16 protein-coding genes are annotated in these 15,330 nt (G+C 40.7%); 15 read left to right on the plus strand and 1 reads right to left on the minus strand.

The window, feature by feature from the left end:
* Positions 1 to 50: 50 nt before the first annotated feature.
* Positions 51 to 1,277, minus strand: a complete 1,227-nt coding sequence (gene tyrS, locus DXB43_RS07605) for a tyrosine--tRNA ligase (protein ID WP_117947262.1) — start codon at positions 1,275 to 1,277, stop codon at positions 51 to 53.
* Between the two features lie 658 nt (positions 1,278 to 1,935).
* Between tyrS and DXB43_RS07610 the strand changes: the two genes are divergently transcribed.
* From DXB43_RS07610 to DXB43_RS07680, 15 genes are all read left to right on the plus strand, one after another.
* Complete coding sequence (locus DXB43_RS07610; protein WP_117947263.1) at positions 1,936 to 2,961, plus strand: glycosyltransferase family 2 protein; 1,026 nt, start codon at positions 1,936 to 1,938, stop codon at positions 2,959 to 2,961.
* 92 nt (positions 2,962 to 3,053) lie between these two features.
* Positions 3,054 to 3,605: a hypothetical protein gene (locus tag DXB43_RS07615; RefSeq protein WP_117947264.1), complete on the plus strand. Its 552-nt coding sequence runs from the start codon at positions 3,054 to 3,056 to the stop codon at positions 3,603 to 3,605.
* Positions 3,547 to 4,653 (plus strand): lysylphosphatidylglycerol synthase transmembrane domain-containing protein, encoded by a 1,107-nt coding sequence (locus DXB43_RS07620; RefSeq protein ID WP_117947265.1) that lies wholly within the window; start codon positions 3,547 to 3,549, stop codon positions 4,651 to 4,653. The genes DXB43_RS07615 and DXB43_RS07620 overlap by 59 nt, the downstream gene beginning before the upstream one ends.
* A 57-nt stretch (positions 4,654 to 4,710) precedes the next feature.
* Positions 4,711 to 5,109, plus strand: coding sequence for a hypothetical protein (locus DXB43_RS07625; RefSeq protein ID WP_117947266.1), 399 nt, complete (start codon positions 4,711 to 4,713; stop codon positions 5,107 to 5,109).
* The gene (locus DXB43_RS07630) at positions 5,109 to 5,420 is read left to right on the plus strand and encodes a hypothetical protein (RefSeq protein WP_117699006.1); all 312 of its coding nucleotides are present in this window, start codon (positions 5,109 to 5,111) and stop codon (positions 5,418 to 5,420) included. Before DXB43_RS07625 ends, DXB43_RS07630 begins: the two co-directional genes overlap by 1 nt.
* A gap of 251 nt (positions 5,421 to 5,671) precedes the next feature.
* On the plus strand, positions 5,672 to 5,860 hold the full coding sequence (locus tag DXB43_RS07635; RefSeq protein ID WP_117699007.1) for a hypothetical protein: 189 nt from the start codon (positions 5,672 to 5,674) through the stop codon (positions 5,858 to 5,860).
* Between the two features lie 182 nt (positions 5,861 to 6,042).
* A complete protein-coding gene (locus DXB43_RS07640) occupies positions 6,043 to 6,471 on the plus strand; it encodes a hypothetical protein (protein ID WP_055291182.1) in 429 nt (142 codons plus the stop codon).
* A gap of 69 nt (positions 6,472 to 6,540) precedes the next feature.
* The gene (locus tag DXB43_RS07645) at positions 6,541 to 6,735 is read left to right on the plus strand and encodes a hypothetical protein (protein ID WP_117691176.1); all 195 of its coding nucleotides are present in this window, start codon (positions 6,541 to 6,543) and stop codon (positions 6,733 to 6,735) included.
* 112 nt (positions 6,736 to 6,847) lie between these two features.
* Positions 6,848 to 7,048 (plus strand): hypothetical protein, encoded by a 201-nt coding sequence (locus tag DXB43_RS07650; protein ID WP_055237874.1) that lies wholly within the window; start codon positions 6,848 to 6,850, stop codon positions 7,046 to 7,048.
* Positions 7,049 to 7,390: 342 nt separating this feature from the next.
* On the plus strand, positions 7,391 to 8,386 hold the full coding sequence (locus DXB43_RS07655) for a LuxR C-terminal-related transcriptional regulator (protein ID WP_117947267.1): 996 nt from the start codon (positions 7,391 to 7,393) through the stop codon (positions 8,384 to 8,386).
* Positions 8,387 to 8,663: 277 nt separating this feature from the next.
* The gene (locus tag DXB43_RS07660) at positions 8,664 to 9,620 is read left to right on the plus strand and encodes a LacI family DNA-binding transcriptional regulator (protein WP_117947268.1); all 957 of its coding nucleotides are present in this window, start codon (positions 8,664 to 8,666) and stop codon (positions 9,618 to 9,620) included.
* Positions 9,621 to 9,947: 327 nt separating this feature from the next.
* Positions 9,948 to 11,210 (plus strand): ABC transporter substrate-binding protein, encoded by a 1,263-nt coding sequence (locus DXB43_RS07665; protein ID WP_117842209.1) that lies wholly within the window; start codon positions 9,948 to 9,950, stop codon positions 11,208 to 11,210.
* Positions 11,211 to 11,275: 65 nt separating this feature from the next.
* Positions 11,276 to 12,145, plus strand: coding sequence for a carbohydrate ABC transporter permease (locus tag DXB43_RS07670; protein WP_117947269.1), 870 nt, complete (start codon positions 11,276 to 11,278; stop codon positions 12,143 to 12,145).
* Entirely contained in the window at positions 12,145 to 12,993 is an 849-nt protein-coding gene (locus DXB43_RS07675) for a carbohydrate ABC transporter permease (protein ID WP_117842211.1), read from the plus strand. The genes DXB43_RS07670 and DXB43_RS07675 overlap by 1 nt, the downstream gene beginning before the upstream one ends.
* Before the next feature lie 15 nt (positions 12,994 to 13,008).
* Positions 13,009 to 15,318, plus strand: a complete 2,310-nt coding sequence (locus DXB43_RS07680; RefSeq protein ID WP_117947270.1) for a glycoside hydrolase family 65 protein — start codon at positions 13,009 to 13,011, stop codon at positions 15,316 to 15,318.
* Positions 15,319 to 15,330: the final 12 nt, after the last annotated feature.

The following is a 15,330-nucleotide window of genomic DNA, read 5'->3' on the forward strand; positions in this document are numbered from 1 at the left end:
AACGTCCATCAGGACAAATCGGTACAACTCTTTTGGCTTATTTTTATAGATTATTTCATTACAATTTTACAGAATTTTTTCTTTCCACGTTTCAGAACAAATTCTTCTGCATTTTTGATATCATCCGGAGCATATGTGGTCTTGATGTCGGTTACTTTTTCGCCGTTGACGGTAACACCACCCTGCTCTACGGCACGACGTGCCTCGGAACGGGAAGCACAAAGTCCGGCAGAAACAAGAAGTCCCATGATATCGATAACGCCATCGCGAAGGTCTGCCTCTGTAATTTCAGCAGCAGGCATATCTACATGATTGCCACCGGAGAATAATGCTCTTGCACTCTCCTGTGCTTTTTTGGCTTCCTCTTCGCCATGAACCAGATTGGTCAGTTCGTAAGCTAAGATTTCTTTTGCCTGGTTCAACTGGCTGCCTTCCCATTTATCCATTTCGTCAATCTGCTCTAATGGCAGGAAGGTTAACATACGCAGACATTTTAATACATCTGCATCGGAAACATTTCTCCAGTACTGATAGAAGTCAAATGGAGAAGTCTTATTCGGGTCAAGCCATACGGCACCAGACTGTGTTTTACCCATTTTCTTACCTTCGGAATTCAGAAGCAGGTTGATAGTCATCGCGTAAGCATCTTTTCCAAGTTTACGACGAATCAGCTCGGTTCCGCCTAACATGTTGCTCCACTGGTCATCGCCACCAAACTGCATATTACAGCCATATTTCTGGTATAAGGTATAGAAGTCGTAGCTCTGCATAATCATGTAGTTAAACTCTAAGAAGCTTAAGCCCTTTTCCATACGCTGTTTGTAGCATTCTGCGGTCAGCATACGGTTTACAGAAAAATGAGCACCAACTTCACGCAATACTTCAATGTAATTTAAGTCCATGAGCCAGTCAGCGTTATTTACCATAAGAGCTTTGTTATCGGAGAAATCAATAAAGCGGCTCATCTGTTTCTTAAAGCAGTCACAGTTGTGCTGAATGGTTTCCGGTGTCATCATCTGACGCATGTCAGTACGTCCGGATGGGTCTCCGACCATGGCGGTTCCGCCACCAATCAGGGCGATTGGCTTGTTGCCAGCCATCTGGAGACGTTTCATTAAGCAAAGTGCCATGAAATGTCCGACATGAAGGCTGTCTGCGGTTGGGTCAAATCCAATATAAAAAGTAGCTTTTCCATTGTTGATGAGATCTCTAATCTCGGCTTCATCAGTTACCTGGGCAATCAGGCCACGGGCAACTAATTCATCATATAAAGTCATAATAAAAATCCTTTCTGAAAATATAATTTTTAAAATTCCGGGAAATGTTTTTGTCCTGTTTCCCGCATAAAAAAGCCCCCGTCCTATGAAAGGACGAGGGCGAAGTCTCGTGTTACCACCTTTTTTCACAGATTATTCGCATAACCTGCCTCAGTAAGTGTCCGTCACCGACAGGACTGCCATCTGCAGTGCCTTAAGGATATCCGGCAACTTACGCATCGATAACGTGTGCTAATCCGTCGCAGCCTACTCATTCAAATTTCCACAAACCATTCATTTGTAAAGTTTAATTTTGATTTGACAAATATTGAATATTTGGTGCGAAGCTCCGGGATGTATTCATAACAAGCTGCCCCTGTACCTCTCAGCAACCGGTGACTCTCTGTAGGTTTCCTTTGCTATTACTTGTTCCCATCAAAGCCTGTAACTGCCTTAATTATCCCCATTATAGGGGGTAACTTAAAATTTGTCAAACATAAGATTTTAAAAGCCGCTTTTAAAATTTGCTATTTATTGTTTAATAAATCTTAAGGAAATGTAAATTGACAAAATGCCTTAAGAGTGTAATTGTATTAATGGAGTAGTACATAAAAAGAAAGTTGAAGACAAAAGGAAAGTTCATTCGTTTTAGTTAACAGAGATACAGGAGGTTAGGAAAATGAAGAAAATTACATTTACAGTACCTTGTTACAATTCACAGGATTATATGAAACGTTGCATAGATTCCCTTCTGGTATGCAAGGAGGAAGGGGAAATTATCATTGTAGATGACGGCTCTACCGACAGAACCGGAGAGATTGCTGACGAGTATGCAAAGGAATATCCGGATATTGTGAAAGTCATACATAAAGAAAACGGTGGACATGGTTCCGGCGTAAATGCAGGACTTGAGGCAGCTTCAGGGACTTATTTTAAAGTAGTGGATTCTGATGACTGGCTGGATGAGGAAAGCTTAAAGGAGCTTCTTTCAGAGCTTCGGGAATGGGAATGGCAGGAAAAAGAAGTGGATCTGGTAGTCTGCAATTACGTCTATGACCACCTTTATGAGAACAGGACAAAGCCAATGCGCTATACCAATGTATTTCCGGAGAAGAAGCTTTGTACCTGGAATGACATGGGCAATTTTAAGCCGTCCCAGTACCTTGTGATGCATGCGTTGCTTTACCGCACCCGGATATTGCGGGACTGCAGGCTGCAATTGCCGAAGCATACTTTTTATGTGGATAACATATTTGCATATAAACCATTACCTTATGTAAAAAATATCTGCTATCTGAATCTGGATTTGTATCACTATTTTCTGGGAAGAGATGACCAGTCCGTAAATGAAAAAGTCTTAATGAAGCGGATTGACCAGCAGATTAAGGTAACCAAACTGGTGTCAGACTGCGTGAACCTTGGTGAGGTGTCAAAAACTTATCCGAAGCTGGCAGCCTATATGACAAGAAATATCTCTATCATGATGGCAATTTCTTCCATCCACCTGCTGCTGATTGGAGATAAGGAAGCTTATGCGAAACGGGAGAATCTCTGGGAGCATATAAAGGCACTGCATCCAAAGCTTTATAGCATTTTAAAATACCGGAGATTAAGCGGATTTACTTATCTGCCGGGTGGTGCGGCAGGCGGCTTTGTGACCCTGACCGGCTATCGCCTGGCACGGAAAATGTACCAGTTCCAGTAAGAAACAGGACAGCCAACAATGCAAAAACTACAGCATAAGGCTGCATGAAAGCAATATAAGAAACAGCAGGAATAGTACAAGAGGATAAGAAAATGGAAAAATTATACATCGGATTAGTAGATACGCCGGGGCTGTTTGCATGGATGATCCGCAAAGCTATCCGGCAGGATTACATACATGTGGTGCTTGGCATGGACGAGATGCTGGATGAGTGCTACAGTGTGGGAAGAAGATTTCCTTCAATACCGCTTCTGGCGGGCTTCGAGCGGGAAGAAAAGGAGAAAATCATGCGGGCATTTCCAACGGCGCGTTATATGATATTTGCCATAGACTGCACGGAGGAGCAGAAGGAAAATATCAGAAAGCAGCTGAAAAAATGCTATGAAAACCGCTACAAATATCATTACTGCATCGCAGGGCTGCCTTTTATTTTATTGCAGAAGGAATTCTTCCGGGAGAAACGCTATACCTGTTCCTCCTTTATTGCCCGGGTGCTAGAGGAAAATGGGTTAAAGCTTTTTTCGAAGCATTTTTCATTGGTAACTCCAAAAGATTTTTATGAATTAGAGCAGAAAGAGGTCATCTATGAAGGAGAACTTAAGCAGCTCATCCGTATGGAGCAGTATCGGACAGAAATTGCATAAGAATAAAAAGAATCTCATCAGTGTCCTGCTGTTTCTCTTACTGGCGGCACTGACTTTCTCTGCTATCTGTAAGGGAAATGATATGACAGAGGTTGCAAAGGCAGTAAGAAAAATGGATGCGTGGTATCTCTTTGGGGCCATGGGTCTGGGGATTTTCTTCGTATCGGCAGAAGGGCTGATGATCTGCTATCTTCTGCGAGCACTGGGAAATCCCGTTGCAGCAGGCAGGTGTATCAAATATTCTTTTATCGGATTTTTCTATTCGGGAATCACACCGTCCGCTACAGGCGGACAGCCGATGCAGCTCTATCATATGAAAAAAGATGGGTTAAAGATATCGGAAAGTACGGTAGTCTTAATGACGGTAGCAGTGCTTTACAAATTTGTGCTGGTGGTGATTGGACTTTTCATGCTGCTGTTTGGCTATCATCCGCTAAAGAATTATCTGGGAAGCTATATGTGGCTTTTTTATCTGGGACTTCTGTTAAATACAGTGCTGGTGATTTTTCTTTTAATCGTGATGTTCGGGCCAAAGCTGTTTCACAATATTGTGACAGGAGCAGAGCGGTTCTGCGTACGGTTTCACCTGCTGAAGCATTCGGAGGAACGAATCGAAAAACTCTCCGGATTTGCGGAAAAATACCGTGAGACGGTGCAGTTTTTTGCCGGACATAAGGGAAAAATCGTGGCGGTCACATTATTTACGGTGCTGCAAAGATGCAGTGTATTTTTCCTGACTTATCTTGTATATCTTGGCTTTCATTTAAAGGGCACAGATGCGCTTACGGTCATGATGCTCCAGGCATCCGTCTATATTGCCGTGGATATGCTGCCATTGCCGGGGGCACAGGGAATTACGGAGCTGATGTATAAGAGCATTTTCGCCGGGGTATTTCCGGGAACTTTTCTTACGGCATCCATGTGTGTGTCCCGTGGAATAAATTTCTACTTTTTGTTGATAACTTCCGCAATTCTTACGGTGATTGTATATATCCTGGAAAGGAAGCGCAACAGAAAGAAACCCGCAGAAACAGCAGAATACAATTGACTTTGAGAAAATTCCCTCATATAATAAAAGTATCAGTTTTATAAGGAGGATATAAATATGGCATGTTTTTTAGTTCCGGCAACGGAAGCTGCAGTTACCACAATTGCAGAGCATGTGGTAAAGGGGAAAGAGGAACGCGCAAATAAAGAGGAGCTTACCTTAAGTGAGAACAGCAAGACACCATTTTCTCATAAATTAAAATGGTTAAATCATATGCTTTGGGGCGGTTCTGCACTTCTGGCATTTGAACATATCTGGCATGGCGAAGTGACACCATGGTTCCCATTTTTAACAGCAGCAGGAAATCCGGAGGATGCGATGGCAATGCTCCATGAGATGGCAACAACCGGTGTTGCCATGGCAGTACTTGTTACGGCAGTGTGGGTTGGTATGGTGGCAGTATCCAATGTAATTGAGAAGCGCCCGGTTATCGGTGCAGGTAAGGAGGTTCAGTAATGACTTTGCTTACGGCAGCCATTGCGGCAGTGATTGTAACTTTGGTATGGTATTTTAAGGACGGCACCAACGAGATGCGAATAGGAGCCTTAAGTCTTATGTACTGGGGCGCCACACTGATGTGGCTGGTAGATGCGGTAGTTGAGTACATAGAATTAAAGGCAGCGTATTTTACACCGGAACCGGTGGACATGCTGAATGATTTTTTCCTGGGGATATCCGTAGTAGTCTTAGGATTAATCATCTGGCTGGTAATGTTTTTAATCAAAGATCCAAAGGGCGTGCTGCAGAAGCGGTTACAGAGAAAATAGAAATATTAATAGTCCCTTTTTTTAAGGTATATTCAAACAGCAAGAGTTTGCAATAGCTGACTCTTGCTGTTTTACTGTGCAGTGCAATTCTTGCACTTGAACTTATCTTCCGGTCAAGTGTTTTAAATTCCCTGTTTTAAAAAATTCCCGGGTAAATGAAAAACCTACACTTTCGGGTAGTTTACAGGCAGGTTATTCGTAATTATTATAAAAACAGATAAAAAGTGTCGAATCGTGTCGGAGGGGAATGCATGAAAAACCGGGATAATGAATTTTTCAGAGAAGAAGAACTGGATGAACTGGTAGAAAAGAGAGATTATGAAACTCTTCGGGATAAGATGAGCAGGATTTTTGCCTGTCCGTGCTGTCTGAATGGATTTAAGCATGTAGAAAATATCTCGAAGTTTTTTCAAAGTCCCTATTTACATTTGTGTGTCTGATGTATCAACAGTATAATTATACATTTCACGAATTGCGTAAGCAATTAGAAAATCAAGTAGTCCAAATTCCATAAAATGAAATTTTAGGGCAAATTACAGACATTGGCTTGGCTGTAGTATTTTTAAACAACGTGTGTTAGACTACTGTTATACAAATTTGAATTCGTAGGAGGTATCGAAAAATGAATAGGAAAACTTTATTCTGTTTTCTGACAGCTTTGATAATGATTTTTGTTCTTGCCGGCTGTAGTGGAAAGAATAGTGGTGGGAATATTGACAATGTTCAAATTCCTGATTGGAAACCATCGGAAATATATTCAGACAGTGATATTGAGGCGGCTTTCCAAACAGTAAAAGACTATTTCGGCAACGAATTTGACGGCTGCACACTGACAAAACTGTCCTATCCCGGAGATACATACGCCGATGAATTTGATGAATGGGCTGAACAATATGACGCGGATGAAGCAATCGTAATATTATCATCTTTCGATGTAGACTCATCAGGCGGGGATGGTTCGCTTAATCCGGATTCAACATATGATGATTGGAAATGGATTCTAATTAGGAATGACAGTGGGAATTGGGAACATGTTGACCACGGGTATTAAAGCGACAAATTACAGGCTTCTGTTGAGTCTGTAGTCACGTGAAGATTTGAAGTTTATGGAGGAATAAAGATGGATTGTTTAAGATGTAAAGAGGAAATGATTAAAGCAAAATTAAAAGGAGATGCAGTAGGTACGGTTGTTTATTTAACTAATAAGAAAAACGGTATCTTTGAGAATGAAAAGAATAGTACTGTTTCATGTTATGTATGTCCAAAATGTGGATATGTTGAATTGAATGCAGATAATGCGAAAAAATTGATTTGATAATTTCCACTTGAAACTTTCAGTAATACTGAGAAAATTAAAGAAAGTACAAAGCTCGCGAAGCTTTGAATTTTGCGTAGAGGAACAAGGCTGAGGTAAGAGGTAATTTTCTATGAAAGTACATTACAAAGGAGTTTTATGTAATCTCGCCACATATCGTGTTATGGGAGAAGATAAACCTGCATTATATTATATTGATAGTCCAGATCAAGAAACAATGCTTAAAGCAGGATTTGTAGATGTTCAGCCCTGCTTATGGGTCAAAGTATTAACCGATGAGGAATATAATGAAATTACTAATATTTTGTATTAAATAGACAAATTTCAGTTTGTCAATTACAAGTGACATTGAAAGAGTCAGCCCATTCAAGGTGCTGGCTCTTTCAAAAATTCCATTCTAATAAATTGCACGACAACTTAAAGTAAAAATGAATACCCATTAGTAAGAAGTGAATAGAAAAATGAATAAAAGAGTGGTGTTTCGTATAATTATGAGTTAGTATGCATCAGACACACTTTTGTAAAAAGGGAGTTTTCAAAAGAGGAAATCAGGAAAACACCAACACTTGCGGCAGCAGAAGCTGTTATTCAGGCTATTTACGGGAATCTGGAAAAGGCGGAGAAATATGCTTCATATGTAGGGGATGAACGTCTGATGAAGCTGCATCTTGATGTAATTATTCCGGGAACTGACCGGGAGAGGGCAAGAGCTGCATTGCTTAAGCTGGCTGAAATATATAATAATTATGGCATTTTGCCGAATCTTCCTCTGGCAGCAGGCAGAATTACCATGATAAACGGATTCCGGGATATGACCATGTATGGAAATTATGTGCATGACCGGAAGGAACAGCTAAAGGACTGGGTAAAATGCTTCTATGGAGACAGTTCCCTTGGAATTGCAGAAATAACTTATGCAGAAGTATGCTATCAGAGAGATGAATGTTTTGAAGCAATTACTACATTAGTTGGAATTATTCCATTTATAGAAAAAGAAGGCGAAATTGCTGTTCTGTTTATTGCTTTGAGCCTTCAGATGCGGATTATGATAGCAACCGAACAGATAGCGGTGGTATATCCGATCCTGGAAGAGATATATCAGAGACTTCATAAGGAACAGAGCAGATGGCTTTTAGAGAATTTCGGAGCAATGAAAGCCTGGGGACTGTTGTATGATGGTGATGTGGATACAGTAACGGAATGGATGGAAAATGAGGCGCCCAGCGAATTTGGAGAACTGAATATGCTGGATACCTATAAATATATGATAAAGATGCGGGCATATATTCTGGAAGAAAAATACCTGGCAATGCTTTCGCTGGCAGAGTATTTGAGGGAGCCGCTGCGAAAGGGTGACCGTGTCATGGATTTATGTGAAATGAATCTTTTATGTGCAGTCAGCTATTTCTTAAGTGACCGGAAAGAGGATGCATTTCAGCTTATAGATGAGCTGCTTCCGATTGTAAAAGAAAGACGATTTGACCGGCTGATAGCAGATGAGCGTTCTAATCAGGAAATTGCAGATTTCATGGGAATCAGCATCAATACCGTAAAGTTTCACAGAAAAAATATATTTGCGAAGCTCCGGGTCAGGACGAGAAGACAGGCAGTACGGGTAGCAAAAGAGAACCGCCTGGTCTCGTTGAGATAAATAGTCATATTGAGGGAAGTACGCTTAGCGGGCTTCCCGTTTTTATTTTACAGGAAATTGCTTTCCTGTAAAGTAAAAAACGCTCTGCGAGGATGCGCACTGCGGCGTATAAGGTAGATGTCGCAGGCGACCGCCGCAGGCGCGGGAATGTGCCAAGGCACATTTTTTGTTATAACATTCAGTTGAATTTATATAAAAATTGTGATACGTTTACTAAAGAGGTATTAAACAAAGGTAATTATTTACTTTGGGAGCAGAAAGTAAAGTGAGGAAGCGTATGACAGTAAAAGAAATTGCAAAGCTGGCGAATGTATCGCCGGCAACCGTATCCAATGTACTGAATCACCGGAATAATGTTGGGGAAGAGACAAGGCAGCGGATCTTAGAGATTTGCAAGGAAAATGGCTATGATATTAACAAGGGGAAAAATAGGAAGCCGGCAGAAGATACAAACACCATTCTTTTTAATTTCAGTGATTATGAGCGTAACTTTTATCTGAAAATCATTCATGGAATCAGTGACTATGTGTATTCCAGAGGATATGATTTAATGATATGTACCAATAAATCCTGTGAAAAATTTATGGACCCGGCATTGACTTGTGGAACCATTATGCTGGATATGAAATGTAAGAATTCTACTTTAATTCAGAAAGCTAATGAAGGTTATCCCATTGTGGCGCTGGACCGGATTATGGATGTGCCGAATATTAAGAGCGTGGTAGTCAATAATTATGCACCAATGTCAGAACTGGTGCAGGGGCTGGTAGATAAAGGTTATCGCCGCTTTGGATATATTGCAGGAATAGATACACTGGATAACCAGGAGCGTTATCAGGCATTAAAGGATGTGCTGCAGAAAAATGGAATTTCATTCAGCAGGGAAAATTACTTTCTGGGTGATTATTATGAGAAGAGTGGCTATCAGTCAGCCAGACTGATGCTGTTATCGGATAATATTCCGGAAGTGCTGGTCTGTGCCAACGACAATATGGCAATCGGAGCAATGAAGGCACTGCGGCAGGAAGGCCTTAAGATTCCGGATGATATAGCAGTAACCGGATTCGATGGAACCGAGATGTCAGAACTGATGGGACTTACCACTGTAGATATCCCGGATTATGAGAGAGGCTATCTGGCAGCCCAGTTCCTGCTTCAGAACATTGCGGGAAGCTGCAGCTTTGATACCTTTAAGATTGCCGCAAAGGTTCACTGGAGAAAGACCACACGATAGAAAATAAGATAAAAAACAGGACATGGAGGAATCTTCTGGTACAGAGGGTTCTTCTTTTTTCGCGAGTAGCGAGAAATTCGCAAAGCGTGTTTCGTGTAGTTTGTGCGAGTACCGAAAATTTACTATAATAATATTATTTGTTTTACTAAAGAAAAGGTAAATATTTACTAAATTTACTAAATGCAAGTCTAAAAACAGTCGTTTTACACAACAAAACCATACAAAAACAGTGAAAAAGGTAGAAAAATAACGAAGAGGATTGACGAATTAGTAAAATTTATGTAAAGTATAGTTATCAAAAACAAAGCAATACAAGGAGGGTACAAAATGAAAAAGAGAAAAATCGTATCATTAGTATTGGCAACTGTATTAAGTGCTTCCATGGTATTAGGAGGATGTGGTTCTAACGGAGGATCCGATGCTTCCAATACAGAGGGCGCAAGTGGAAAGAGCAGCGGAAAGATTACAATCTTCCAGCAGAAGACAGAGATTTATGATCAGTTAAAAGAACTGGCAGTTGACTACGAAAAAGAAACCGGTGTTGAAGTTGAAGTATGGCAGATTTCCGGAGATGATTATTACCAGAACTTAAAGACATATATGTCCAGTGAATCCGGTCCTACCGTATTCTCACTTTCATCCAGTACAGAGATTGCTGAGATGTCAGCTTACTTAGAGGACTTAAGTGATTTAAGCTTCTTAGACAAGATTAATGATGACCTCATTGCAAAGAGCGATGATAAGACAGTCGGAGTTCCGATGACAGCAGAAGGCTTCGGACTGGTTTATAACAAAAACTTAATCAGTGAAGACCAGATTAATACAACCGATGCATTGGTTCAGACTATCAAAGATGCAACAGCAGATGGTGAGACAGGACTTGGACTTTCACAGGAAGCTTACTTCTTAATCGGACAGATTTTAAATACTCCATTCGCATTACAGGATGATCCGGCACAGTTCTGCCAGGATGTATACGATGGAAAAGTAAATATCGCTGATGTAGAAGAGTTCCAGGAACTTGGAAAGATTTTTGAAGCAATCAAAGAGAACCAGAAGAATCCGCTGGAAGTATCTTATGATGACAACTGTGGTGACTTCGCAACCGGCAAGACAGAGATGATCCATCAGGGTAACTGGTGCTACTCCTTATTCTCATCCTATGATGTAGATTTTGATATGGGAATTGCTCCATTACCAATTGCAGGCAACAAATCCATCGCAGTCGGTGTTCCTTCTGTATGGTGTGTAAATACAGATGCAAGCGACAGTGACAAACAGCTGGCAAAAGATTTCTTAAACTGGTTATACACAAGTGAAACAGGAGCTGATTACCTTACAAACAAATTCGGATTTATTCCGGTAGTAGATGGTATGGAAGCTGATAACTTAGACCCATTATCACAGGCAGTATCTGATGCAATCGCTGAAGGCAACATCATTCCTTGGACATTCAACGAAGAGTGGCCTGCAGGTATCATCACAACTTACCTGGTACAGAACGCAGAGGAATATTTCTCCTCGGATATGACAACGGATGAATTTTTAAAAGCATTAAATGATTCATTCGTAACAGCAGCAAATGAGTAAACATTAATTGCAGGTGCTGTCTCTGGCAGCACCTGTTCACATTAGAAAAGGAATGAGGGACAAAGATGAAGATAAAAAAAGGCTGGTATGCATTATTTACCGCTCCATTGATGATTATGTTTTGCATTATAGTAATCATTCCGTTTTTTACGGGAATGGGTTATTCCCTTGTATCCTGGGATGGACTGGCAAAAAGTGAAAAGGTGTTTGTAGGATTATCAAACTATGCAAAGATTTTTTCGGATAAACAATTTCTGACATCATTAGTAAGAACAACAGCATTTACATTAATTACCGTAGTAATTGTCAATGTACTGGCACTGGCATTTGCAGTACTGGTAACAACCAAACTGAAGGTGCGTAATGTGGCAAGAACCATGTTATTCTTACCATACCTGATTGGTGGATTGATTTTAGGTTATATCTGGCAGTACGTTCTTGGAGACGCCATGAGTACGATCGGAAATATGACCGGATTAACAAACATATTTTTTAACTGGCTTGTAAATAAGAAAATGGCTTTCTGTGCCATGATTGTAGTATCTACATGGCAGATGGCAGGATATATGATGATTGTATATATCGCAGGATTAGAAGCAATTTCCGATGATGTAATCGAAGCTGCAGAGGTTGACGGGGCAGGCTTCTGGAGAACTTTAATCAACATTAAGCTTCCGCTGATTATGTCATCCATTACAATATGTCTGTTCTTAACATTATCCAACTGTTTCAAGATTTATGATGTAAACGTTTCCCTGACAGGCGGTGGACCAAACAACTCAACAGAAATGGTATCCATGAATATTTTTAATGAAATCTTTACCAAGAGCCATTTCGGATATGGGCAGGCAAAAGCAATCGTATTCTTTGTCATCATTGCATTGATTACATTAATTCAGGTTAAGATTACCGGAGATAAGGAGGTGTCAGCATAATGAAGAAAAGACCAGTTGGAAAAGTAATCGTAAATGTTCTGGTAATATTGTTGTGCTGCGTATGGCTGGTTCCGGTATATATGGTAATCGTAAATGCCTTCAAGAGCCGTGCAGAATTATATGAAAATATCTTTGCATTTCCAAAGCATTTTACACTGGAATATTTTCAGGGCGCTTTAAAGAAAATGGATTTTTTAATGGCATTTAAAAATTCCATTATTGTAACTGTAATTGCAGTAGGAATTATCGTATTACTGAGTGCCATGACAGCATGGATGTTTGTCCGCTCTAATAATAAATTGAGCAAATTCTTATATGGCGTACTGATTCTTACCATGCTGATTCCTTTCCAGACCATCATGATGCCATTGATGCAGGAAATGAACCAGTTCGGCAAATTCTTCGGAATTCCGTTTAAAGATTCCTTAGGTGGATTAATCTTTATGTATGTAGGCTTTGGTGCCGGCATGGGTGTGTTCTTATTTCATGGATTTATCAAATCCTCCGTTCCGGTATCCTTAGAAGAAGCCGCAATTATTGATGGATGTAATACCTGGCAGCTATTCTGGAGAATTGTATTCCCGATTTTAAAATCCATTACCGTAACCGTAATTATTCTGGATGTTATCTGGATCTGGAACGACTACTTATTACCATCACTGACACTGACCAGTATCAAAAATAAGACCATTCCGCTGGCAATGTCACTGTTCTTCGGACAGTATACCATCGAGTGGAATATGGCAATGGCGGCACTGACATTTACCATTATTCCGGTTATCATTTTCTATCTGCTTTGCCAAAAGCATATTATCAAAGGTGTAGCAGCCGGTGCAGTAAAGGGTTAAGGAAAGGGAGCACTTATGAATAAAGTTTATCAGGTAACAGGAATTGGATTAAATGAGAAGAACCTGCAGCTGCAGGAAACCATTTTTCATAATGCCAATGGCTATATCGGAGTACGCGGCACTCTGGAAGAAGGCGTTCCGGCAGATTTCGACACCATGCGGGGCATATATATTAATGGCTTTTATGATATTGCACCTATGAAGCAGGCGGAAAAACTGTGCAATCTCGTGGAAGATAAAGAGAGCATGCTGAATGTGGCAGATACCCAGACCATAGAGGTGTCCTTTGACGGGCAGAAATTTTCCATGGCGGATGACGCAGACTGCCGTTATGTAAGAACACTGGATATGGAAAAAGGAATTACCAGACGTGAAGTAGACTGGAGCAACAAGGAAGGAAAGCAGCTTCATTTTAATATTACAAGAATGGCTTCCTTTGAAGAACGTTCCCTTTTTACCATTGATTACTGCTTCCAGTCCATTGATTTTTCCGGAACGGTAGAAATACATTCCAGACATTTCGGACTGGTCAGAAATTATTTTAATCCAAAGGACCCAAGACTGGCAGGGGAAAGCCACAATCATTTGAAAAAAGAAGATGTTCACATATGTGAATCCTGTGCATGTCTCGTAAGTTCTACCGTAGAGAGCCATCTTAAGGTGGCAAGTGCAGTGGCAAATATAGTCACTGTTAACCAGAAGCGCCAGCCATCAGAAGTAGTAACCTATGATGAGACCGCACATGCAATGGACGTAAGCTACCGCTTTGATATACGGCCGGGAGATGAAGTAAGAATCATAAAATACAGTATTTTTACAGATTCTATCCGGGAAGAGGATTGCAGAAAAGCCGCAGACGAGAAGCTTTCCAAAGTAGTGGAGCAGGGAATTGCTTCTTATTATAAAAAACAGCAGGAATATTTAAAAGAGTTCTGGAACAACTCTTCCATGGAAATCGTGGGAGACAGAGACTTAAATGAATCCCTCTGCTTTAATATGTATCAGCTTCTGCAGTCAGCCGGTTACGACGGATATTCCAGCATTGCGGCGAAAGGCTTAAGTGGTGAAGGCTACGAAGGACATTATTTCTGGGATACGGAAATGTTTATGGTACCGTATTTTGCCATGACCAATCCGGCAATCGCTAGAAAGCTTTTGGAATACCGCTATAAGACATTGGGAAAAGCCAAAGAAAATGCGGCTTTATTAGGACATAAAAAAGGTGCACTCTATCCATGGCGTACCATTACCGGCAAAGAATGTTCCGGTTATTTCCCATCCGGAACAGCCCAGTATCATATTGATGGAGATATTGCATACGCAGTTATTTTATATTATAAGACCAGCGGTGACTGGGAATTCATCAAGGAAATGGGTTTAAAGATTCTCTTAGAGACCAACCGGCTGTGGCTTGATGTAGGAAACTACTATAAAGACCGCTTTGTAATCAATGATGTAACCGGACCGGATGAATATACCTGTATTGTAAACAACAATTATTATACCAATGCCAGCGCAAAATACAGCATGCAGTGGTTTTTGAAATTTGCAAAACGGCTGGCAGAAGAAAAAGAAGCTTATCAGGAATTTTGTAAAGAAAATGACCTGACAGAGCAGGAAATCGAGGCAATGGAAGAAGCGCAGGAGAAAATGTATCTTCCATATGATGAAACCCTTGGCATCAATCCGCAGGATGACTCCTTCTTGCAGAAACCAATCTGGGATTTAGAGCACACACCACAGGAAGAATTCCCTCTGTTACTGCATTATCATCCGTTACATTTATACCGTTATCAGGTATGTAAACAGGCAGATACAGTGTTAGCACATTATCTTTTTCCGGATTATCAGGACAAAGAAACAGAAGAGAACTCTTTCCGCTATTATGAGAAAATTACAACCCATGATTCATCCCTTTCCACCTGTGTATTCAGTATCATGGCATCCCGACTGGGCTTAAAGGATAAGGCATACTATTACTTTGGCGACTCTGCCAAGATGGACCTTTTGAATACCCACAAGAACAGCAAGGATGGAATACATGCAGCAAATATGGGTGGAAGCTATATGGCAATTGTCAATGGATTTGCCGGATTACGGGCAGAAGAAGAGACACTTTTCTTAGCACCATCTATACCGGAAAAGTGGCAGGGATATCATTTCCGTGTCCGTTATCATGGAAGCCTGTTAGAGATATGCGTAAATAAAGAAACCTGCAGTGTAGAACTGTTAGAAGGCGAAGCGGTTTCACTTTGCATCTATGGACAGGAGTATACGATGGATGCAGGCAGCCGGAAGGCAGAATTATCTTATCAGGAGAATTAGTAAAGAATAGAA

Origin of the sequence: Roseburia sp. OM04-10BH (assembly GCF_003462605.1) — a bacterium.
In the GTDB taxonomy this organism is placed as follows: Bacteria; Bacillota; Clostridia; order Lachnospirales; family Lachnospiraceae; genus Roseburia_C; species Roseburia_C amylophila.

Excerpts from the sequence above, each read along its gene's own strand:
- tyrS (WP_117947262.1), bottom strand. The coding sequence starts at position 1,277 with ATGACTTTATATGATGAATTAGTTGCCCGTGGCCTGATTGCCCAGGTA.
- DXB43_RS07610 (WP_117947263.1), top strand. The coding sequence starts at position 1,936 with ATGAAGAAAATTACATTTACAGTACCTTGTTACAATTCACAGGATTAT.
- DXB43_RS07615 (WP_117947264.1), top strand. The coding sequence starts at position 3,054 with ATGGAAAAATTATACATCGGATTAGTAGATACGCCGGGGCTGTTTGCA.
- DXB43_RS07620 (WP_117947265.1), top strand. The coding sequence starts at position 3,547 with ATGAAGGAGAACTTAAGCAGCTCATCCGTATGGAGCAGTATCGGACAG.
- DXB43_RS07625 (WP_117947266.1), top strand. The coding sequence starts at position 4,711 with ATGGCATGTTTTTTAGTTCCGGCAACGGAAGCTGCAGTTACCACAATT.
- DXB43_RS07630 (WP_117699006.1), top strand. The coding sequence starts at position 5,109 with ATGACTTTGCTTACGGCAGCCATTGCGGCAGTGATTGTAACTTTGGTA.
- DXB43_RS07635 (WP_117699007.1), top strand. The coding sequence starts at position 5,672 with ATGAAAAACCGGGATAATGAATTTTTCAGAGAAGAAGAACTGGATGAA.
- DXB43_RS07640 (WP_055291182.1), top strand. The coding sequence starts at position 6,043 with ATGAATAGGAAAACTTTATTCTGTTTTCTGACAGCTTTGATAATGATT.
- DXB43_RS07645 (WP_117691176.1), top strand. The coding sequence starts at position 6,541 with ATGGATTGTTTAAGATGTAAAGAGGAAATGATTAAAGCAAAATTAAAA.
- DXB43_RS07650 (WP_055237874.1), top strand. The coding sequence starts at position 6,848 with ATGAAAGTACATTACAAAGGAGTTTTATGTAATCTCGCCACATATCGT.
- DXB43_RS07655 (WP_117947267.1), top strand. The coding sequence starts at position 7,391 with ATGAAGCTGCATCTTGATGTAATTATTCCGGGAACTGACCGGGAGAGG.
- DXB43_RS07660 (WP_117947268.1), top strand. The coding sequence starts at position 8,664 with ATGACAGTAAAAGAAATTGCAAAGCTGGCGAATGTATCGCCGGCAACC.
- DXB43_RS07665 (WP_117842209.1), top strand. The coding sequence starts at position 9,948 with ATGAAAAAGAGAAAAATCGTATCATTAGTATTGGCAACTGTATTAAGT.
- DXB43_RS07670 (WP_117947269.1), top strand. The coding sequence starts at position 11,276 with ATGAAGATAAAAAAAGGCTGGTATGCATTATTTACCGCTCCATTGATG.
- DXB43_RS07675 (WP_117842211.1), top strand. The coding sequence starts at position 12,145 with ATGAAGAAAAGACCAGTTGGAAAAGTAATCGTAAATGTTCTGGTAATA.
- DXB43_RS07680 (WP_117947270.1), top strand. The coding sequence starts at position 13,009 with ATGAATAAAGTTTATCAGGTAACAGGAATTGGATTAAATGAGAAGAAC.